Origin of the sequence: Pseudomonas sp. KnCO4 (assembly GCF_045344305.1) — a bacterium.
Lineage (GTDB): Bacteria > Pseudomonadota > Gammaproteobacteria > Pseudomonadales > Pseudomonadaceae > Aquipseudomonas > Aquipseudomonas anuradhapurensis.
This window is the reverse complement of sequence record NZ_CP174199.1, coordinates 1,767,868-1,788,130: the sequence shown is the minus strand read 5'-3', so window position 1 is coordinate 1,788,130 and position 20,263 is coordinate 1,767,868. Positions and strand designations below refer to the sequence as shown.

Here is a 20,263-nt window from a genome sequence, read left to right as displayed (position 1 = left end):
GGGAGTCTTTCCAGGCCAGCCAGCCTATTGACGCCTGTTTGCCCGGGCCTGCCTCAACCCTGGCCAAGGACGCGCCCCACCGGCAATGGTGTGCACGCCTGCCGACGCGCATGCCTTGTCATCCGTGACCTTCAGCGAGGACTCCGGGTCATGCGCATTCTCTGGACGCTGCCTTACCTGCCCTGGCCGACCACCAGCGGCAGCAAGACCCGGCAATACCATCTACTGCGCGCACTGGCCCAGCGCGGCCACCGGATCACCCTGCTGGTGCAATCGAAAATCGCCCTCGACGAGGCGACCCGCGAGGCCCTGGAGCCGTTGCTCGAACGCCTGATCGTACTGCCCCGCCGGCCCCTGCACAGCCCGCTCAACCTGCTGGCTTCGCCCATCCTCGACTACCCCATGCGGGCGATCATCAATGGCCTGGCGCCGCGCCTGCGGCAGCGCTTCGAGCAATTGCTGGACGAGCCCTGGGACGTGATCCAGATCGAGCACAGCTACAGTTTCCAGCCCTTCGAAACGGCCCTGCAGAGCCGCAGGCTGCCGTATATGCTCAGCGAACACACCCTGGAGTCGCTGACAGGCGGTGCCAACCACGACCGCCTGCCGCTGTGGCTGCGCCCGTTCAATGCCTTCGACCGGTGGCGCTGCCGGCGCTGGGAACAGCGGGTATTGCGCCAGCCCACCGAACTGGTGACGGTCAGCAGCCACGACGCCGAGTTGATCGCGCAGCTCAGCGGGCGCCCGGTAAACGTGGTGGTCAATGGCGTGGATTGCGATTTCTACCAGTTCGTGGAACCGGCGCTGCACAGCCAGCGCCTGCTGTTCGTGGGCAACTTCGAGTGCGGCGCCAACCTGGAGGCGATCGAATGGGCGCTGGAAGACATCCTGCCGCAAGTGTGGATGAGCAATCCGGCGGTGCGCCTGGCCATCGCCGGGCATGCCATGCCGGCCAGCTGGAAGCTGCACTGGAACGACCCGCGCATCGAATGGCTGGGCTATTGCCCGGACCTGCGTGAGCTGCAGCGGCGCTCGGCACTGTTCTTTGCGCCGCTGCGTCATGCCGGTGGCTCCAAGGTGAAGATCCTCGAAGCGATGGCCGCCGGCTTGCCGGTCATCACCACTGGCAAAGGCGTTTCTGGCCTGGCGGTGAACAACGGCGAGCATTACCTGGGCAGCGACGACGGCGACCAGCTGGCCTTGTTGATCACACAGCTGCTCAACCAGCCCTGGCGCATGAGCCAGCTGGGCGCTGCCGGGCGCGAGTTCGCCCGCCAGCGCCATGATTGGCGGGTGGCCGCCCAGCAATTGGAGAATGTACACATGCGCCTGGCCCAGGTGGCAGCGGCCGAGGCCGCGCCGCTGCCCAGCGCCTGGCTGGGCCGGTCAGCCAAGTAGCTCGCTGAACGGGATGAACGGCACGTAGTCACCCTGCTTCGGCGTGCTGCCTTCGCGCACCTCCACCAAACCTTCGGCCCAGGCTGCACTGCGCAGCACGCCAGAGCTCTGGTTCTTGTAGATGCGCACCTGGCCCTGCTCGATGCGGGCACGCAAGTATTCGCGACGGGTGCCGGGCTTGGGCCAATCGAAGCCTGCCGGCAGGTCGAAACGTAGCGGCGTGACGTCGGCCACGCCCTGGCGCCGCAACAGATAGGGCCGGGCCAGCAGGCCAAACGTGACCAAGGTCGACGCCGGGTTGCCGGGCAGGCCGATCACCGGCACACCTTGGTAGTGGCCGAAGGTCAACGGTTTGCCCGGCTTGATTGCCAGCTTCCACAAGGCCAGCTCGCCCGCTTCGCGCAGGGCGGCACCGAGGTAGTCGGCTTCGCCCACCGAAACGCCGCCCGTGGACAGGATCAGGTCGACACCGACCAGCTCGGCCAGGCAGGCGCGGGTGCGCGCCAGGTCATCCGGCAGGATGCCCGCATCGACTACCTCGCAGCCCAGCCGCTGCAGCCAGCTGACCAGTAGCTGGCGGTTGCTGTTGTAGATCTGCCCCGGCCCCAGCGGCAGGCCGGGCTCGACCAGTTCGTCACCCGTGGACAGCACTGCCACCCGCACCTTGCGCACCACCTGCAGGCGGTCGTAACCCAGGCTGGCGGCCAGGCCCAGCTCGATCGGCCCCAGCCGGGTGCCGGCGTTCATCACCTGCTCGCCCTTGCGGGTTTCCTGGCCCTGGGGACGAATGTTCTGCCCAGCTTTCAACGGTTCGAGGAAGCGGACCCGGCCCTCTTCCACATCGGCGGTGTTTTCCTGCATCTCGACGCAGTCGGCGCCGTCAGGGAGCGGCGCGCCGGTGAAGATCCGTGCACAGGTGCCCGGTTGCAGCGGTTGCGGCGCATGGCCAGCGAAGATCCGCTGGCTGACCGGCAGCGGCTCGCCGTGCCAGTCGGCCAGGCGCAGGGCATAACCGTCCATGGCGCTGTTCGGCCAAGGCGGCAGGTCGAGCGGGGCCAGCAGAGCGCTGGCCAGCACACGGCCCTCGGCCTCCGCCAGCGGCAGGCTCTCGGCGTCGCTGATCGGGGCGGCCTCGGCCAAGGCCAGCAGTTGCGCCAGGGCCTGTTCCACCGGCATCAGCGGCCGGGCCTGGTGGACCTCAGCCACGGCTGTCACAGGCCGCAGCCTGCTTCAGGTGCGCGACGAAGTTGCACGGGCGATGGCGAGCATCCAGCTGCTCCGCGAGGATACCGTCCCAGCCGGTGCGCACCGCATTGGTCGACCCCGGCAGGCAGCACACCAGAGTGCCGTTGGCCAGCCCGGCGAGGGCGCGCGACTGCACGGTGGAGGTGCCGATATCGGCCACGGAAATCTGCCGGAACAGCTCGCCGAAGCCTTCCACCTGCTTGTCCAGCAGGCACGCTACCGCCTCTGGCGTGCTGTCACGCCCGGTGAAGCCGGTGCCGCCGGTAATCAGCACCACTTGCACGTTGTCATCGGCAATCCAGGTGGCAACCTGCGCGCGGATCTTGTACAGGTCGTCTTTCAGCAGCACACGCTCGGCCAGGCGGTGGCCGGCTGCATTCAGCCGGTCAACGAACAGCTGGCCGGACGTGTCGGTGTCGAAGGTTCGGGTGTCGCTGACCGTGAGCACGGCGATGTTCAGCGGCACGAAGGGGGTATCTGCCTTGGCTTTCATGGAGGTCCGTCACAACAAGATGGGATGGCCGCAGTTATAACACAGCGCGCCGCCATCACAGCGTCACGCCCGTGGCTGTTGCTCTTGGTCAATGCCTTGGCTGAGCGGCTATGCTGCACTGTAGAAGGAACTTGCGTGGACGCCCTGCGTCTTAATGTCATCTAGCACCATCGCACTGGAGAAACACGATGATTCAACGGACCCTACCCGCCTTCCTGCTCGCCTTGGGCCTGGGCGCCCTGGCAGGCTGCGCATCGCCAACCGTCATTACCCTGAACGACGGTCGCGAAATCCAGGCCACCGACACGCCAAAATTCGATGAAGACTCCGGCTTCTACGAATTCGAGCAACTGGATGGCAAGCGCACGCGCCTGAACAAGGACCAGATTCGCACCGTGAAAGAGCTCTGATTGCAGCATGCTTTTTTGCAAACGCCCTTTTAACAACAAGGGGTTGCGTGCAAAAACAGGATGCAGTAGGATTTCCTTCATCGGAGTGTAGCGCAGCCAGGTAGCGCGTCTCGTTCGGGACGAGAAGGCCGCAGGTTCGAATCCTGTCTCTCCGACCAAATCCTGATCAAAAAGCCCGCCATTGTGCGGGCTTTTTGTTGCATCCGAGAAAGGGTCCCCGCTTCTGCAGGGACCGCATGAACGCCGGAACGCCTCAAGCAGTGAGGCGTGAGGTGACCTCGCCCAGTTGCCCCGACAACCCATGCAGACGCTGCCCGGCCTGTTCGGTGTGCTGCACCGCCTCTTGGTTGGCCGTGGCGATGCGGGTAATCTCGATCAGGTTGCGCGAGATGTCCTCGGCCACGCTGGTCTGCTCCTCGGCCGCCGTGGCGATCTGCCGGTTCATGTCGCGGATGGCCTCTACTGCCAGGGTGATGCGCTGCAGCATCTGCCCGGCCTGCTGCACCTGCGCGGCGCCCTCCTCGCTACGCTGCTGGCCGCTTTCGATGGCCTTGACCGCTTCCACTGCCCCCAACTGCACCGCTTCGATGATCTGCTGAATCTCGGCAATCGACGCCGCCGTGCGCTGGGCGAGGCTGCGCACCTCATCGGCGACCACGGCAAAGCCACGACCGGCCTCGCCGGCGCGGGCCGCCTCGATGGCCGCGTTGAGCGCCAGCAGGTTGGTCTGTTCGGCTATGCCACGGATCACTTCGAGGACTTTGCCAATGCGCGTGCTGTCATGCTCCAGGTCGCGAATCACCGTCGCCGTGCCGGCAATCTCGCGGTTGACCACGCCGATGATGTCGATGGTCTGCTGCATCACCTGCTCGCCCGCCTGGGCACTGTGGTCGGCATCGTCCGCGGCGCGGGCCGCCTCAGCGGCATGGCGTGCGACTTCCTGGGCGGTGGCAGACATCTCGTGCATGGCCGTGGCCACCTGGTCAGTGCGCTGGAACTGGTCATGGGTGCCACGGGCCATGTCGCCAGCGATGTTGCGCAGCTGGCCGCTGGCACCCTCCAGCTCCTGGGCGTTGTCCTGCAGGCGGCCGACGGTATCGGCGAGGAAATCGCGCAAGGTATTGGCCGCCCGCGCCAGGCGCCCCAGTTCATCCTCGCGGCGGCTGTCTACCCGCGCCGCAAAGCGGCCCTGGCTGAGCTGTGCGACATAGTCGATCAACTGGCGGATCGGCTCGATCAGGCTGCGGTTGACCAGCCACAGGCTGAACAGCCCCACCAGTACCGCCGAGGCGAGCATTACCAACAGGCCCAGCCATACCGTGCGTTCGGCGCCGGTACTGAGGCTGGCGGCGCGCTGGCGGGCATCGGCCCGCAGTTGCTCGACCAGCTCGCTCATCTGCTCGCTGGCGGCACGGTCCACCCCCTTGACCGCCTGGTCGCCAGCAACCGGGTCGCCCCCCGCCGCCAGGAACGCCTGGCGGCCCTGCGCATAGGCCTGGCCAAGCTGCCGGTGGCTGTCGCGCAGTTGCTGCAGCGGTGCCTTGAGACGCGCGTCGCTGCTCTCGATCAATTGCCCGAGCAGTTGCTGCACCTGCTGCTCGCGGGCCTGGAACTGCTGCCAGTACTTGTCCATGTCAGCGGGTTGGCGGCCGCGCAACAGCACGTTCTTCCATTCCTGCACCTGGATCTTGAACTGCAGGTTGGCTTCGTCAATCAATTGCGAGGCCCGCAGCGGCCCGTCCACCAGCTCGGCATAGCCGCGCACGCTGGACGAGAGGACCTGGAAGCACACCAGGGCGATCAGCAGCATGGCCAGCAGGCTGCCACCGAGCAGCGAGAGAATTTGCACTCTGAGGGATTTACGCAACATCTTGGATCTCGGAAACCAGGGGGAAGGCTGGGGCCGACGACGCAGCCCCGGTTACTGGCAGGCCAAAAAAAGGCTGCCATCAAGCAATGGCAGCCAGGTCAAGCGCGCAACAGTTGAGACAGATACTCTCAGGCAAATACTACAGAAATGTTACAGAGCCACGACAAGCTAGCCGGTGGTGAACTGCAAGGCTGCCAAGCGCGCATAAAGCGGGCTGGTTTCGATCAATTGGCGATGCGTGCCTATCGCCACCAGCCGGCCCTTGTCGATGACGGCGATACGGTCAGCATGCTGTACCGTGGCCAGGCGATGGGCGATCACCACGGTGGTGCGCCCGGCCATCAGGCTGGGCAGTGCCTGCTGGATCAAGTGTTCACTCTGCGCGTCGAGGGCGCTGGTGGCTTCGTCCAGCAACAGGATCGGCGCATCGACCAGCAACGCCCGGGCGATGGCCAGGCGTTGCCGCTGGCCGCCAGACAGGCCGATGCCCCCTTCGCCCAGCGGGGTCTGGTAACCCTGGGGCAGTTGCCGGATGAACGTGTCGGCATGAGCACCACGGGCCGCCGCCTCGACCTCGGCCAAGGTGGCCTCGGGCCGCCCATAGCGGATATTGGCCTCGACCGTGCCGCGGAACAGCGCGGGGACTTGCGCCACCAGGGCGAACTGCCGGCGCAATTGCTCGGGGTCCAGTTCGGTAATCGCCTCGCCGTCGAGCAGGATGCGCCCTTGCTGTGGGTCGTAGAAGCGCAGCAACAGATCGAACAAGGTCGACTTGCCCGCCCCCGAAGGGCCCACCAGCGCCACGGTCTGCCCCGGCTCGATGGTCAGGCTGAGGCCATCGACAGCTGCGACCGCGGGCCGTGACGGATAGGCGAACAGCAGTTCCTGCAGCTCGATATGCCCACTGGCCCGTTGCTGCGGCAGCACCCGCGCCACCCTGGGCGCGAGGATCGCCGTGCGTGCCGCCAGCAGTTCGGCAATGCGCTCGGCTGCGCCCGCCGCACGCTGCAGCTCGCCGATCACTTCGCTGAGGGTGCCGAAGGCACTGCCGACCAGCAGGCTGTAGAACACGAAGGCGGCCAGCTCACCCGCCGAGATCCGCCCGGCGATCACATCCATGCCGCCCACCCACAACATCACCCCCACCGCGCCGAGCACCAGCACGATCACCAGGGTAATCAGCCAGGCACGCTGGGCGATGCGTTGCCGCGCCACGGCGAACGCCGCCTCCACCGCGCCAGCGAACACCTTGCGGTCATGTGCCTCGTGGTTGTAGGCCTGCACGGTCTTGATCTGGCCGAGGGTCTCGGCTACGTAACTGCCCACGTCGGCTACACGGTCCTGGCTCTGCCGCGACAGGCGGCGGACCCGGCGGCCGAACAGCAGGATCGGCGCCAGCACCAGCGGCAGCGCCACGACCACGATGCTGGTGAGCTTGGGGTTGGTGATGAACAGCAATACCACGCCGCCGATGACCATCAGCGCGTTGCGCAGGAACATCGACAATGACGAACCGATTACCGACTGCAGCAAGGTGGTGTCGGCGGTCAGCCGCGATTGGATCTCGGAGCTGCGGTTGTCCTCGAAAAAGCCGGGGTGCAGGCCGATCAGGTGGTCGAACACAGCCCGTCGGATGTCGGCCACGCAGCGCTCGCCGATCCATGACACCAGGTAGAAGCGGCTGAAGGTACCCACCGCCAGGGCCAGCACCAGCAGCAGGAACAGGCTGATGGTCTGGTTGAGCTGGTGCGCGGAGCGGGTCATGAAGCCTTGGTCGACCAGCAGGCGGATGCCCTGCCCCATGGACAAGGTAATGGCAGCCGTGACCACCAGGGCCAGCAACGCCAGCAGCATCTGTCGACGGTATGGACGGAGGAACTGCCAACCCAGGCGCAAGGCTCGGCGTTGACGTGGGGAAACCGATTCAGGCATGGCGGTGACCACAAGAACGGGGAAACCGCAGCCTACCACTCATCGGCGGCCAGGGAACCCTTGCAGGTCGCTATAGCCTATCGGTCTAACCAAGCGCTGGAGCTTTGCCGCCGTTTCTGCTGGAGTATTTCTGCCGGGACGCGGCGGTAGGTTTTACAGGCCAGTCACGGCGCAGGGTTACCCTGAGCTTGAACCTGATAAGGAGGCATTACATGAGCTTGCAGCATGGCAGCGACAACCAGAAGCCCCGCCCCATCCCACCCACGCAGGTGTGCGGCTCGATCATCGACGCCCAGGGGCGCGAGGTACCGATTACCGAGCAGATGATCCAGCAGGCCTGCAAGGCCCTGGAAGAAAGCCGGGTCGAGCGCGTACGCAAAGGTTGATCGGCGAATCCCTTGTAACCCGGCGCTTGCGCCGGGTTTTTATTTGCCTTGCAGTCGGCGTACGCCGCCCCTTGCAGGGGATCACGCACCTCTGGCGAACGCTGTCAGACCAGCACCCCACCCAAGGCGCTCACCAATTGCGCCAACTGCGGCGACTCACCGCGCAAGCGCACCGCCAGGCCTTCGATCTCGCGCCGTGGCGGGTACTGTTTGCGCAACTGGTCGAATGCCGCGCGCTGCTGCTGCGGGTCGTCGCTGAGGCTGCGGCGGAAATCGGCGTCGTCACGGCGCGGGTCGTACACGGCGCGGCACAGGGTGGCCAGGGCCCAGGCGGGGTCGGCATGGGCATCCAGCTCGATCTGTGCCAGTGGCGGGCGTGGTAGCAGGTCGGTCAGTTGCACCTGTGCTTCCACGCCGAGGAAGCGGCACAGCGCCTGGTAGATCTGCGCCGTGCCACGCTGGCGACCGTCGAGGCTATAGCCGGCAATATGCGGTGAGGCCAGGGTGCACAGGTCGGCCAGTTGCAGGTCGACTTGCGGCTCGCCCTCCCACACGTCCAGCACCGCATGTACATCTTCACGGTCGAGCAGCAGTTCGCGCAGGGCGCTGTTGTCCACCACCGGGCCGCGGCTGGCATTGATCAACCAGGCGCCGGGGCGCAGTTGTGACAGCTGTGCCTGGCCCAGCAGGTGCCAGGTCGGGTGCTGGCCGCCGCGCTGCAAGGGCGTATGCAGGCTGATCACATCGCATTGTTGCAGGAGGGTATCGAGGCTGACGTAGTCGCCGCCTTCGGCGGCCTGGCGCAACGGGTCACACACCAGCACCTTCCAGCCCAGGCCGTGCAGTACCCGCACCAGGCGCCCGCCTACCTCACCTGCACCCACCACGCCATACACCCGCTCGGGCAATGCGACGCCATCCAGTTCGGCCAGGGTCAGCAGGCTCCCCAGCACGTAATCCACCACGCCACGGGCATTGCAGCCCGGCGCGCTGCTCCAGCGGATGCCAGCTTCGGCAAAGTAGTCGAGGTCGAGGTGGTCGGTGCCGATGGTGCAGGTGCCGACAAAGCGCACGCGGCTGCCTTCGAGCAACTGGCGATCGACCTTGGTCACCGAGCGCACCAGCAGGATGTCGGCGTCCTTGACGCTGGCGGCATCGAGGCTTCGGCCCGGATAACGGCGGATTTCGCCGAAGCCCTGGAAGAAGGCATCGAGCAGCGGGATGTTCTCGTCGGCAACTATCAGCATGGCGCTCTCCTGTCTGGGGAACGCAGTGTAGGCGCAACGCGGGGCGTGTTCCAGAGCGCTTCAGTCGGCTTTCTTGCGAATCCAGTACAGGAAGGTGCCGGCGTCTTCCTGCTGCTGCAGCAGTTCGTGGCCGAGGAAGTTGCAGAACTTGGGGATATCGCGACGGGTCGAGGGGTCGGTGGCGATGACCTTGAGCAGGCCGCCAGCGGCGAGGTCGCGTACGTGCTGGTGCAGCATCATCACCGGTTCCGGGCAGTTCAGGCCGGTGGCGTCGAGGATGGCGTCGGGGGTGAATTCGGTCATGGGGGGCTCCGCAAATGATTCGCCATTGTCGCGCATAGCGCGACGCGCTCCAAGCACCACACGCCCCACTCGTTCTTCTTGCGCTTGCTCTTGCGCTTGCTCTTGCTTTGCTTTGCTTTGCTTTTGATCTTGATCTTGATCTTGATCTTGATCTTCGCGACTTCAGGAGGCCGAACGAAGGGCTTGCGGAGGGGGGTGACGGGCATCCATGCCCGTCACCCCCCTCCGCAAGCCCTTCGCTCGGCCTCCTGAAGTCGCATTCGGCGGCGCCTGAACTATCGCGCGCTTAAAAGCAAAAGCAACGGCAACGGCAACGGCAACGGCAACGGCAACGGCAACGGCAACGGCAACGGCGATTTCCGGGCATTGCTCAACGCGGTTTCAAGTCCATTCGACGCAGGTGGCAAGTCACTTCCTCACGGTCGTGGTACAGCTGCTTGCAGGCAATCGACACCTTGATCTTGCGTGCCTTGAATGTCGCCTCCATGCGCTCGAGCAGCCGCCGCACTTCGGCATAGCGCTGCTTCATCGGCAATTTCAGGTTGACCACCGCTTCGCGGCACAAGCCCTCGCCCAGCCAGGTTTCGATCAGCGCGGTAGTGCGCGCCGGCTTCTCGACGATGTCGCATACCATCCAGTCTACCGGCTGCTTCGGCTGCCAGGTAAAACCATCGGCCATCAGGTGCTGAACCAACCCGGTATCCATCAGGCTTTCAGCCATCGGCCCGTTGTCGATGGCCGTCACCAGCATGCCCCGACGCACCAGCTGGTAGGTCCAGCCGCCCGGCGAGGCCCCCAGGTCGACACCGGTCATGTCGTCACCCAGGCGCTGCGCCCATTGCTCGCGCGGGATGAATTGATGCCAGGCCTCTTCCAGCTTGAGCGTCGAGCGGCTAGGTGCCTCACGGGGAAACTTCAGCCGCGGGATACCCATGGGCCACAGCGCGCTGTTGTTGGCCGGGGCAACGCCGGCGAACACGCGCCGGCCACTGATGAACGTAAGCAGCAGGCGTGGACGGCTGGCATCGTCGACCAGGCGACCGGCCTTTTCCAGCGCCTTGCGCAGCGGCACCTCGAACTTGCGGCAGAACGTCGACAGCTCCTTGCCTTCGTTGCTGTCCAGCACCTCCAGCCACAGGCTGCCGAACACCGGTAACCCCGCCAGGTGCGCCAGCAGCACACTGATGCGGTCGTTCTCCGGCAACTCGACATAACCGCCACGGGCCCATTGCCGCGGGAAAATCAGCTGATTGAAGCGCATTTCCCCCATCAAGCGCTCGGCACCGCCCTCCTCGCTGCAGACAAACTCGGCGCTGGCACTGTGCGGCTTGCCTTTGGCATAGCCGGCAATGCCCAGGCGTGCGGCATGTTCGCTGATTTCGGCGCAAACCTCGCCCTCGAAACCGGGCCGGCAATGCATGAACAGGGTATTCATCTCTCACTCCACTACGGCGGGCGCGCCACAGGCGCCGGCAGGGCGGCGATGATAAAGGAAGATTGGAACCCGCGACACGCCCCGCCGGTCCAGAAAAGGGTCAGGTGGCGCAAAGCGGTCTAACCTGACCTTTCAGCCAGGTCCGCAGCGTGCGGGCCGATACAGAGCGGTGCCCCGGCAGGCCTGAGCCATTGCCGGCCACCGGCGCAGAAGGAGTTGGCAATGCCCTCGCTCGATAGCCTGAACACCCTCAAGTCCCTCACGGTGGGTGACCAGACCTACCACTACTTCAGCCTCCCCGAAGCTGCCCGACGGCTGGGCGACCTGCAGCGCCTGCCGATGTCGCTGAAGGTGCTGCTGGAAAACCTGCTGCGCTGGGAGGACGGCAAGACTGTCACTGGCGACGACCTGCGTGCCCTTGCCCAATGGCTGGACGAGCGGCGCTCCGACCGCGAGATCCAGTACCGCCCGGCACGGGTACTGATGCAGGACTTCACCGGCGTGCCGGCCGTGGTCGACCTGGCCGCCATGCGCGCGGCCATGGCCAAGGCCGGTGGCGACCCGCAGCGGATCAACCCGCTGTCGCCGGTGGACCTGGTGATCGACCACTCGGTGATGGTCGACCGCTACGGCACGCCACAGGCCTTCAGCGAGAACGTCGACATCGAAATGCAGCGCAACGGTGAACGCTACGCGTTCCTGCGCTGGGGCCAGAGCGCCTTCGACAACTTCCGCGTGGTACCGCCAGGTACCGGGATCTGCCACCAGGTCAACCTGGAATACCTGGGCCGCACCGTCTGGACCCGTGAGGCCGATGGCCGCACCTACGCCTTCCCGGACACCCTGGTCGGTACCGATTCGCACACCACCATGATCAATGGCCTGGGCGTGCTCGGCTGGGGCGTGGGCGGCATCGAAGCGGAGGCGGCCATGCTCGGCCAGCCAGTGTCGATGCTGATTCCGGAAGTGATCGGCTTTAAGCTGACCGGCAAGCTGCGCGAAGGCATCACCGCCACCGACCTGGTGCTGACGGTGACGCAGATGCTGCGCAAGAAAGGCGTAGTGGGCAAGTTCGTCGAGTTCTATGGCGATGGCCTGGCCGAGCTGCCCCTGGCCGACCGCGCAACCATCGCCAACATGGCCCCGGAATACGGCGCCACCTGCGGTTTCTTCCCGGTCGACCAGGTGACCCTGGACTACCTGCGCCTGTCAGGCCGCCCCGAGGCGACCGTGCAATTGGTCGAGCAGTACTGCAAAACCCAGGGTTTGTGGCGAGTGCCAGGGCAGGAACCGCTGTTCAGTGACAGCCTGGCGCTGGACATGCACGAGGTCGAGGCCAGCCTGGCCGGGCCCAAGCGGCCGCAGGACCGCGTGGCCCTGGGCCAGGTGCGCCAGGCGTTCGATCACTTCATCGAACTGCAACCCAAACCCCTGGCCAAGGAAGTCGGCCGCCTGGAAAGCGAAGGCGGCGGCGGCGTGGCGGTGGGCAACGCCGACCAGGCCGGGGGAATCGACTACAGCCATCAAGGCCAGACCCATACGCTGCGCGATGGCGCGGTGGTGATCGCTGCGATCACCTCCTGCACCAACACCTCCAACCCCAGCGTGATGATGGCCGCCGGGCTGGTGGCGAAAAAGGCTCTGGAAAAAGGCCTGCAACGCAAACCTTGGGTCAAGAGCTCGCTGGCACCGGGCTCCAAGGTCGTCACCGACTACTTCAAGGCCGCCGGGCTCAGCACTTACCTCGACCAGTTGGGCTTCGACCTGGTCGGCTATGGCTGCACCACCTGCATCGGCAACTCCGGCCCGCTGGATGATGCGATCGAAAAGGCCATCGGCAGCGCCGACCTCACCGTAGCCTCGGTATTGTCGGGCAACCGCAACTTCGAAGGCCGCGTGCACCCGCTGGTGAAGACCAACTGGCTGGCCTCGCCACCGCTGGTAGTGGCCTATGCCCTGGCCGGCACGGTGCGCCTGGACTTGACCTGCGACCCGCTGGGTATCGGCAACGATGGCCAGCCGGTGTACCTGCGCGACATCTGGCCCAGCCAGCAGGAAATTGCCGCTGCCGTGGCCAAGGTCGACACGGCGATGTTCCACAAGGAATACGCCGAAGTGTTCGCCGGCGATGCGCAATGGCAGGCGATCGAGGTACCGCAGGCGGCCACCTACGTGTGGCAGGCCGACTCCACCTACATCCAGCACCCGCCATTCTTCGATGATATCGGCGGGCCACCCCCACAGGTCACCGACATCCGCGGCGCACGGATATTGGCGTTGCTCGGTGACTCGGTGACCACCGACCACATTTCCCCGGCAGGCAACATCAAGGCCGACAGCCCGGCCGGGCGCTACCTGCGCGCCCAGGGCGTGGAGCCACGCGACTTCAACTCCTACGGCTCGCGGCGCGGCAACCATGAAGTGATGATGCGCGGTACCTTCGCCAACATCCGTATCCGCAACGAAATGCTCGCGGGCGAGGAAGGCGGCAATACCTTGCATGTGCCCAGCGGCGAGAAACTGTCGATCTACGACGCCGCCATGCGCTACCAGCAGGCTGGCACCCCGCTAGTGGTGATTGCCGGGCAGGAATACGGCACCGGTTCGAGCCGCGACTGGGCAGCCAAGGGCACCAACCTGCTGGGGGTCAAGGCCGTACTGGCAGAAAGCTTCGAACGCATTCACCGCTCTAACCTGGTTGGCATGGGCGTGCTGCCGCTGCAATTCATGGCCGGGCACAACCGCAAGCAGCTGGGGCTGACCGGCAAGGAACAGATCGATGTCCTGGGCCTGACCGGCGAACAGTTGCATCCGGGCATGAGCCTGCCCCTGCGCATCACCCGCGAAGACGGGCAACAGGAACAGATCGAGGTGCTGTGCCGGATCGATACCTTGAACGAGGTGGAGTATTTCAAGGCCGGGGGAATCCTGCATTACGTGTTGCGTCAATTGATCGCGGGCTGAACCGGGTATGCTTGGGCCGCTGTAGGAGCGGCCTTGTGTCGCGATGGGGCGCGTAGCGCCCCCACTCGCAAGTAGCGGCGAAGCTGAAATCTTGGGCCGCTATACGGCCCGTCGCGACACAAGGCCGCTCCAGTCGATGGGCAGCGGCCCATTTCCATTTACCCGAGAAGGACCACTCGTGCCTCGCCTCCACCTGCTCGCTCTCCTGCTCCTGGCCCTCGGTTACACGCTCGCCCTGAGCCACGGCAACCTCGCCATCGCCAGCCTGCCCACCTTCCTCGCCCTGCTCACCAGCGCCCTGCTTGCTGGTCGCCCGCAGCGCTGGCTGCAAGCCTTGGGCCATGGGATGTTCATCCTGCTGGCTATCGCCCTGGCACTGCACTGGCTGCCTGGTTTCCACGCAGCCAAGGTCATCGACAGCGCCACCCTCAGCCCCGGCGCCCAGCCTTTCACGATGTACCTGAACCTGGACAAACCGCTGATCGGCGCCTGGCTGCTGCTGGCCTGCCCTTGGCTGATCCTGTGGCGCAGCCAGGGCCTGCCGGTCAGTTTGCTGTGCGCCCTGCCCCTGACCCTGCTGGCCTGCCTGGGCGGAGCCTGGGCCCTGGGCATGGTTGCATGGGCGCCGAAATGGCCCGAGCAGGCCTGGTTGTGGCTGTTGAACAACCTGCTGTTGGTCAGCTTGACGGAAGAGCTGCTGTTTCGCGGTTATCTGCAAGGCGGCCTGCAGCGCTTGCTGCGCCATCAGGGGCTGGCGTTGTTCGCCGCCGCCATGCTGTTCGGCCTGGCCCATCTGGGGGCTGGCTGGCAGTGGGTATACCTGGCCACGCTTGCCGGGGTGGGCTACGGCCTGGCGTACCGCTGGGGCGGCTTGGCGGCAGCCGTGCTTTGCCATTTCGGCCTGAACCTGGCGCATTTCGCGCTGTTCAGCTACCCAATGCTGGCTCTTCGCTAGCTAATCGGTCATCATCTGACTTCTACGTCATTAATCCGCAGTAAAAACGCAATAATGCCGCAAACAAGCTTGAACGTGTCCAGCGTCTAACCCAGATTACATAATGGCTCATTGCCATAGATCAAGCCTTGCAAATATTCACTCAATAAAACCAGGGCCTTGCCGATAGCTTTGGAAAGCCCTGCGGACTATCAACCCATGCGTAACAACCAGCCGATTACTCAGAGAGAAAGGACTTTCCCTGCCCAGCAGCGGTTGATCTCCACCACCAATGCCAAAGGTGTGATCACTTACTGCAACGATGCGTTCATCGAGATCAGTGGTTTCACCCGCGAAGAACTGACTGGCGCGCCGCACAACCTGGTGCGCCACCCGGACGTGCCACCTGCCGTGTTCGCGCACATGTGGCAGACCCTCAAGCAGGGCCAGCCATGGATGGGCATCGTCAAGAACCGCTGCAAGTCCGGCGACCACTACTGGGTCAACGCCTACGTCACGCCGATCTTCGACAATAACCAGGTGGTTGGTTTCGAATCGGTGCGGGTCAAACCCACTGCCGAACAGATTCGTCGCGCCGAGGCACTCTACCAGCGCATCAACCAGGGCAAGCCGCCCGTACCACGCCGCGACAAGTGGCTGCCGGTGCTGCAGGACTGGCTGCCGTTCATCCTGATCAGCCAGGTGGGCTTCCTGATCGGCAACTGGCTCGGCCATTCCTGGGGCTTCGCCCTGGCCGCCGGGCTTTCGGTACCCCTGGGCCTGCTCGGCCTGGGCTGGCAGCAACGCGGCCTCAAGCGCCTGCTGCGCCTGGCCGAACAGACCACCTCCGACCCGCTGATCGCCCAGATGTACACCGACAGCCGCGGGGTACAGGCACGCCTGGAAATGGCCATGCTGAGCCAGGATGCACGCATGAAAACCTGCCTGACCCGCCTGCAGGACAGCGCCGAACACCTCAGCGAACAGGCGCGCCAGTCCGACGCCCTGGCCCACAAGAGCTCTTCGGGGCTGGAACGCCAGCGCGTGGAAACCGAGCAAGTCGCCGCCGCAGTCAACCAGATGGCCGCCACCACCCAGGAAGTGGCCAACCACGTGCAGCGCACCGCCGATGCCACCCAGGAAGCCAACCGCCTGACCAGCCAGGGCCGGCAGATTGCCGGGGAAACCCGCGAAGCCATCGAGCGTTTGTCGGCGGCGGTGGGCGAGACGGGCCAGACGGTCACTCAGCTGGCCAAGGACAGTGACGAGATTGGTGGTGTGGTCGACGTGATCAAGGGCATCGCCGATCAAACCAACCTGCTGGCATTGAACGCTGCCATCGAAGCGGCGCGTGCGGGTGAAATGGGCCGTGGCTTTGCCGTGGTGGCCGACGAAGTGCGCCAGCTGGCGCAGCGCACCGCCGAATCCACCGGGCAGATCCATGGGCTGATCGCCAAGCTGCAACAGACTGCCAGCAACGCCGTGCTGACCATGGAAACCGGCCACCGCCAGGCGCAGGAAGGCGTGGACCGCGTGATGCAGGCCGACGAGGCGTTGGTCGGAATCAGCGAAGCAGTGGCCAACATCACCGACATGGCGACTCAGATTGCGGCAGCGACAGAAGAGCAGACGGCGGTAGCGGACGAGATCAGCCGCAACATCAGCACCATCGCCCAACTGGCCGACCAGACTGCCGAACAGGCCCAGCACTCGGCGCTGCTGAGCGAGGAACTGACCAGCACAGCGGGTACCCAGTACTCACTGGTGGAGCGTTTCAACCGCTAAGGCGGTTGCCAGCGGTACTGCGCCGGCTTGTAGGCGCGGCTGCAGCCGAGATCTCCGGCGAAGCCGCTGCCAACCACCGCGTCGCCTGCTTCGCGGATAAATCCGCTTCTACAATTGGCGCTATCCCTGTAGGAGCGGCTTCAGCCGCGAACACCGGCACAGCCGGTGCCAGCCACCCGATTACCAATCCAGGCGCAAGCGGCTCTCGAAATAGCGCTCTTCGCCACTCAGTGGGTCCTCGAAACGCAAGCTCTGCGCCAGCAGTTTCAACGGCCGCTGGTAGTCATCCTCTTCCTTGAGCAACTGCGGATAGAACGGATCATTGCTGATCCCTGCGCCCAATGCGGCCATGTGCACGCGCAGCTGGTGGGTCTTGCCGGTCACTGGCGACAACCCGTAACGCCACAGGTCGCCATGCTTTTCCAACACCTCAGCCCACGTTTCGCTGTTCGCCTCCCCCTCGACCTCATGCATGCGGAAAAACGGCTCGCCATGCACCAGGCGGCTTTTATGCACCAGCGGGAAATCGTGTTGCGGCATGGCTGCAGCAATGGCCTGGTAGCGTTTATCGATGCGCCGCTCGGGAAACAGCCGCTGATAGGCACTGCGGCTCTGCGGGTTGGCGGAAAACAGCACCAGCCCGGCGGTATGCCGATCGATTCGGTGCAACGGCACCAGGTGCGGATTGCCCAGGTGGCGAATCAACCGGCGCAGCAAGGTTTGCTCGACGTATTCCCCGCTCGGCGTCACTGGCAGGAAATGCGGCTTGTCCGCCACCACCAGGTGTTCATCCACATGCAACACCGCCTCCTGCACCGGAATCGGCCGCTCGTTCGGCACCTCGCGGAAGTAGTGCAGGCGCATGCCGCGTTTGTACGGCAGCTCGGCCGCGACTGCTCGCCCCTCGGCATCCAGCACCCGGCCACGGACAAAGCGATCGAGCCATTGGGCTCGGTCGATGGCCTTGAAATGGTCGCACAGGCAGTCGAGCACAGTCGCCCAGTTACCGGGTGGCAGGCACACCGTGCTGGCTTGCTGGCGGGCGGGGTCGAACGGCGTGGTCATGGCAGGGCTCGAAACAGTCACGGCCGCGCATTATCCTCCAAGCCCGCGCCCTCAACCAGCCTTGGCCATCGCTTCGCTGCGCTCCTTCAACCATCGCAGTACCTGCACCGGCTCCCAGCGGCCAGGGTCGTACAGGGCATACAGCAACCCCTGGTAACCCACCACATCCAGTCCGCGGTGGTAGCCGGCACGCTGGAACAAGGCCTCTATCTCGGCGAAGCAGGTATTGAAGTGGACCTTGCCGAACGGTGTGCGGTCGTCGGTTACCAGGCCTTCGAGGCGCAGTTCCAGAACGGCGTCGGCCACCCGTTCGACGGGCATGCGGTTGACGCTGTACTTGAGTTGCTCGACGTTGAGCATGGCTTTACCTCGACACTGTATTTATATACAGCATACGAATATCCCCTTGCCGCCGTCAATGCGCTTCATTGCAGCCCCTCCTCGTAGCCGCTGCCTCTGCGAATCGTCAGTACCTGTCGTCGCGGCGTGCCTGGGGTCACCGCCAGGTGTACCCATTGGTCGAATTCGAGGATCAGCTGGTCGAAGGGAATGGCGCTTTCACTGATGCGCCGCACGACTTCGCGCGGGCTGACTTCAATCACCGTGAAGTCGGCGGCCAGCCCTTGCAGATGCTTGCTCGTCACCGACCCGCCAATGCGGCTGTTGACTGCCGGACTGCGATAGCCGCTGCTGACGATGACCGGCGCGCCGAACAGTGCGCGTACCTGCTCCAGGACATTGCACAGCAGTTGCAGGTTGGCCCGCGCCTCGGCTGGCGGGTCGTTGTCGAGCCCTTCCCTGGCGGCGAGCTGCGAAACGGTCATTTCATCGAGGGAGAAATGGGGGGAAATAAGCATGGTTGGAGTCCTGATGATCGATGGCGAAGCCGGCCTCAGTGTGCCGGCAAGTGATCATCACGACGCAGCGCGCCACATGGAGCAGGGAGGCACCTCCCCGGGTGCCGTCATTGCGCGAGAAACGCCACGACCTGCTCGGCATCGAATGGCCAATGCAGCTCGGCGCCATTGTCGCAGCGCCGCAGCACCGGAATGATCAAGCCGTAACGCTCGACCATCGCCTCGCTTTCACTGATATCGACCAGTTCCACCAACAGGCCGTGATCGACGAAGGGCATCAGCACGGCCTCGGCCACTTCACAGAGGTGGCAGCCGAGGGTGCCGAACAGTTGGCATTCAGGCAGCATGGGCAGGTTCCGGTTTGGCATGCACAGAAGCCTATTCTAGGCCGCCCCTGCCCAGCGCGCACCTGACCTGGCTCAATCCTGGCTGGTTGCGCCGATACGGTGCAGCGACAAGTCGGCGCCCTGGAACTCCTGCTCATGGCTCAAGCGCAGGCCATGCAGCGCGCGGATCGCACCGTACACGGCAAAGCCACCGGCCAGCGCCACCAGCACGCCCAGCAGGCTGCCCAGCAACTGGCTGACCAGGCTGACCCCGCCCATACCGCCCAGGGCCGCCTGGCCGAACACACCACAGGCCAGGCCACCCCACACGCCGCACAGGCCATGCAACGGCCACACCCCCAGCACATCATCGATCTTCCAGCGGTTCTGCGCCGCCGTGAAGGTCCAGACGAACAGCGCCCCGGCGACCAGGCCAGTGGCCAGTGCGCCAACCGGGTGCATCAGGTCGGAGCCCGCACACACCGCCACCAGCCCGGCCAGCGGGCCGTTATGCAGGAAGCCCGGGTCGTTACGGCCGGCCAGCAACGCCGACAGGGTGCCACCGACCATGGCCATCAACGAGTTGATCGCCACCAGGCCGCTGATTCCCTGCAGGGTCTGTGCACTCATGACGTTGAAGCCGAACCAGCCAATGATCAGGATCCACGACCCCAGCGCCAGGAACGGGATGCTCGACGGCGCAAACGCCACCAGGCGGCCATCGCGATAGCGCCCTCGACGCGCGCCCAGCAGCAGCACCGCTGCCAAGGCCAGCCAGCCGCCCATCGCATGCACCACCACCGAGCCGGCAAAGTCATGGAATGGCGCGCCAAAGCGTGCCTGCAACCAGGCTTGCAGGCCCAGGTTGCCGTTCCACACCACCCCTTCGAAGAACGGGTAGACGAACGCCACGATCAATGCCGTGGCGCACAGCTGCGGCACGAAGCGCGCCCGCTCGGCAATACCCCCGGAGATGATCGCCGGGATCGCTGCGGCGAAGGTCAGCAGAAAGAAGCACTTGACCAGCGCGTAACCCTGGTCGGCCGCCAGTGCGGCTGCCGGCTGCAGGAAGTTGACCCCGTAGGCGATCCAGTAGCCGACGAAGAAGTACACCAACGCCGAGATGGCAAAATCGCTGAGAATCTTCGACAAGGCATTGACCTGGTTCTTGTGGCGCACCGTACCCACTTCGAGAAACGCGAAGCCGGCATGCATGGCCAGCACCAGGATGGCGCCCATGAGGATGAACAGGGTATTGGAACCGTGGACCAGAGAATCCATCGCGCTGTGCATGTTTTCCATGAAGTAGGCAGACCTGCTGAAAAGGCACCAGGACAGTTCAAAAACCTGCATCCCTGCACCGAATCGGTGCAAACCCCCTGCCCTGTTTCGGTGAGCCTGGCGGGCCTGCGTGGTTTTTTCTTGGGTTTGTCGTGGATTGGGTTAAGGTTTATCGGTAGCCGCTGCGTCGGCGCCCCGAATCGGCGCAACACCTGCCAGGAACGCCCCGCAACGTGGCAAAGCCTTAGCAAGGCCCATACCAGCGCCGGCACTTGAACCTTCCGCGTGTGCTATCACTCGAACTACCAACATTCATCGACAGGGAGACACCC

General features: G+C 64.8%; 19 protein-coding genes, 1 tRNA gene and 1 pseudogene. 7 read left to right on the top strand and 14 right to left on the bottom strand.

What is annotated here, in order from left to right; genetic code table 11:
• Positions 1-150: 150 nt before the first annotated feature.
• The gene (locus tag ACJA3S_RS08310; RefSeq protein WP_406821455.1) at positions 151-1,398 is read left to right on the top strand and encodes a glycosyltransferase family 4 protein; all 1,248 of its coding nucleotides are present in this window, start codon (positions 151-153) and stop codon (positions 1,396-1,398) included.
• Here the strand turns inward: ACJA3S_RS08310 and glp are convergent.
• Together glp and moaB are read right to left on the bottom strand one after the other, a co-directional pair.
• A complete protein-coding gene (gene glp / locus ACJA3S_RS08305) occupies positions 1,387-2,613 on the bottom strand; it encodes a gephyrin-like molybdotransferase Glp (protein WP_406821454.1) in 1,227 nt (408 codons plus the stop codon). The two genes, ACJA3S_RS08310 and glp, sit on opposite strands and share 12 nt — an antisense overlap.
• Positions 2,597-3,136, bottom strand: coding sequence for a molybdenum cofactor biosynthesis protein B (gene moaB, locus ACJA3S_RS08300; protein WP_170029077.1), 540 nt, complete (start codon positions 3,134-3,136; stop codon positions 2,597-2,599). The genes glp and moaB overlap by 17 nt, the downstream gene beginning before the upstream one ends.
• A 188-nt stretch (positions 3,137-3,324) precedes the next feature.
• Between moaB and ACJA3S_RS08295 the strand changes: the two genes are divergently transcribed.
• Together ACJA3S_RS08295 and ACJA3S_RS08290 are read left to right on the top strand one after the other, a co-directional pair.
• Complete coding sequence (locus ACJA3S_RS08295) at positions 3,325-3,546, top strand: YgdI/YgdR family lipoprotein (protein ID WP_025338312.1); 222 nt, start codon at positions 3,325-3,327, stop codon at positions 3,544-3,546.
• 81 nt (positions 3,547-3,627) lie between these two features.
• Positions 3,628-3,704: transfer RNA gene (locus ACJA3S_RS08290), tRNA-Pro, on the top strand.
• A gap of 95 nt (positions 3,705-3,799) precedes the next feature.
• Here ACJA3S_RS08290 and ACJA3S_RS08285 read toward each other — a convergent pair.
• The 3 genes and pseudogenes from ACJA3S_RS08285 to ACJA3S_RS08275 all read right to left on the bottom strand — a co-directional run bounded on the left by ACJA3S_RS08285 (position 3,800) and on the right by ACJA3S_RS08275 (position 7,348).
• Positions 3,800-4,513, bottom strand: a complete 714-nt coding sequence (locus ACJA3S_RS08285; protein ID WP_406822221.1) for a methyl-accepting chemotaxis protein — start codon at positions 4,511-4,513, stop codon at positions 3,800-3,802.
• A gap of 171 nt (positions 4,514-4,684) precedes the next feature.
• Positions 4,685-4,843 (bottom strand): annotated as a pseudogene (locus ACJA3S_RS08280) (HAMP domain-containing protein); the annotation flags it as partial.
• A 741-nt stretch (positions 4,844-5,584) separates the two neighbouring features.
• Positions 5,585-7,348 carry an ABC transporter transmembrane domain-containing protein gene (locus ACJA3S_RS08275; RefSeq protein ID WP_406821453.1) on the bottom strand — a complete coding sequence of 588 codons (1,764 nt, stop codon included), beginning with the start codon at positions 7,346-7,348 and terminating at the stop codon, positions 5,585-5,587.
• Positions 7,349-7,560: 212 nt separating this feature from the next.
• Here ACJA3S_RS08275 and ACJA3S_RS08270 point away from each other — a divergent pair, with 212 nt between their 5' ends.
• Entirely contained in the window at positions 7,561-7,734 is a 174-nt protein-coding gene (locus tag ACJA3S_RS08270) for a PA1571 family protein (RefSeq protein WP_406821452.1), read from the top strand.
• A gap of 104 nt (positions 7,735-7,838) precedes the next feature.
• Here the strand turns inward: ACJA3S_RS08270 and pdxB are convergent, their stop codons facing one another.
• The 4 genes from pdxB to rlmM form a co-directional block, all read right to left on the bottom strand.
• Positions 7,839-8,981, bottom strand: coding sequence for a 4-phosphoerythronate dehydrogenase PdxB (gene pdxB / locus ACJA3S_RS08265; RefSeq protein WP_406821451.1), 1,143 nt, complete (start codon positions 8,979-8,981; stop codon positions 7,839-7,841).
• A 60-nt stretch (positions 8,982-9,041) separates the two neighbouring features.
• Entirely contained in the window at positions 9,042-9,284 is a 243-nt protein-coding gene (tusA, locus tag ACJA3S_RS08260; protein ID WP_170029072.1) for a sulfurtransferase TusA, read from the bottom strand.
• A complete protein-coding gene (locus ACJA3S_RS08255) occupies positions 9,281-9,490 on the bottom strand; it encodes a hypothetical protein (RefSeq protein ID WP_406821450.1) in 210 nt (69 codons plus the stop codon). Before ACJA3S_RS08255 ends, tusA begins: the two co-directional genes overlap by 4 nt.
• Before the next feature lie 164 nt (positions 9,491-9,654).
• A complete protein-coding gene (gene rlmM, locus ACJA3S_RS08250; protein WP_406821449.1) occupies positions 9,655-10,719 on the bottom strand; it encodes a 23S rRNA (cytidine(2498)-2'-O)-methyltransferase RlmM in 1,065 nt (354 codons plus the stop codon).
• Positions 10,720-10,941: 222 nt separating this feature from the next.
• Here rlmM and acnA point away from each other — a divergent pair, with 222 nt between their 5' ends.
• The 3 genes from acnA to ACJA3S_RS08235 all read left to right on the top strand — a co-directional run bounded on the left by acnA (position 10,942) and on the right by ACJA3S_RS08235 (position 16,402).
• Complete coding sequence (acnA, locus tag ACJA3S_RS08245; RefSeq protein ID WP_406821448.1) at positions 10,942-13,683, top strand: aconitate hydratase AcnA; 2,742 nt, start codon at positions 10,942-10,944, stop codon at positions 13,681-13,683.
• Positions 13,684-13,861: 178 nt separating this feature from the next.
• Complete coding sequence (locus ACJA3S_RS08240) at positions 13,862-14,638, top strand: lysostaphin resistance A-like protein (protein ID WP_406821447.1); 777 nt, start codon at positions 13,862-13,864, stop codon at positions 14,636-14,638.
• Positions 14,639-14,836: 198 nt separating this feature from the next.
• The gene (locus tag ACJA3S_RS08235; RefSeq protein WP_186690641.1) at positions 14,837-16,402 is read left to right on the top strand and encodes a PAS domain-containing methyl-accepting chemotaxis protein; all 1,566 of its coding nucleotides are present in this window, start codon (positions 14,837-14,839) and stop codon (positions 16,400-16,402) included.
• Between the two features lie 180 nt (positions 16,403-16,582).
• Here the strand turns inward: ACJA3S_RS08235 and ACJA3S_RS08230 are convergent, their stop codons facing one another.
• The 5 genes from ACJA3S_RS08230 to ACJA3S_RS08210 all read right to left on the bottom strand — a co-directional run bounded on the left by ACJA3S_RS08230 (position 16,583) and on the right by ACJA3S_RS08210 (position 19,952).
• Positions 16,583-17,467: a pseudouridine synthase gene (locus tag ACJA3S_RS08230; RefSeq protein ID WP_406821446.1), complete on the bottom strand. Its 885-nt coding sequence runs from the start codon at positions 17,465-17,467 to the stop codon at positions 16,583-16,585.
• A 51-nt stretch (positions 17,468-17,518) separates the two neighbouring features.
• The gene (locus ACJA3S_RS08225) at positions 17,519-17,827 is read right to left on the bottom strand and encodes a transcriptional regulator (RefSeq protein WP_170029066.1); all 309 of its coding nucleotides are present in this window, start codon (positions 17,825-17,827) and stop codon (positions 17,519-17,521) included.
• Positions 17,828-17,892: 65 nt separating this feature from the next.
• Positions 17,893-18,324 carry a D-Ala-D-Ala carboxypeptidase family metallohydrolase gene (locus ACJA3S_RS08220; protein WP_406821445.1) on the bottom strand — a complete coding sequence of 144 codons (432 nt, stop codon included), beginning with the start codon at positions 18,322-18,324 and terminating at the stop codon, positions 17,893-17,895.
• A 107-nt stretch (positions 18,325-18,431) separates the two neighbouring features.
• Positions 18,432-18,671, bottom strand: a complete 240-nt coding sequence (locus ACJA3S_RS08215; protein ID WP_186679305.1) for a glutaredoxin family protein — start codon at positions 18,669-18,671, stop codon at positions 18,432-18,434.
• Between the two features lie 72 nt (positions 18,672-18,743).
• A complete protein-coding gene (locus tag ACJA3S_RS08210; protein ID WP_406821444.1) occupies positions 18,744-19,952 on the bottom strand; it encodes an ammonium transporter in 1,209 nt (402 codons plus the stop codon).
• Positions 19,953-20,263: the final 311 nt, after the last annotated feature.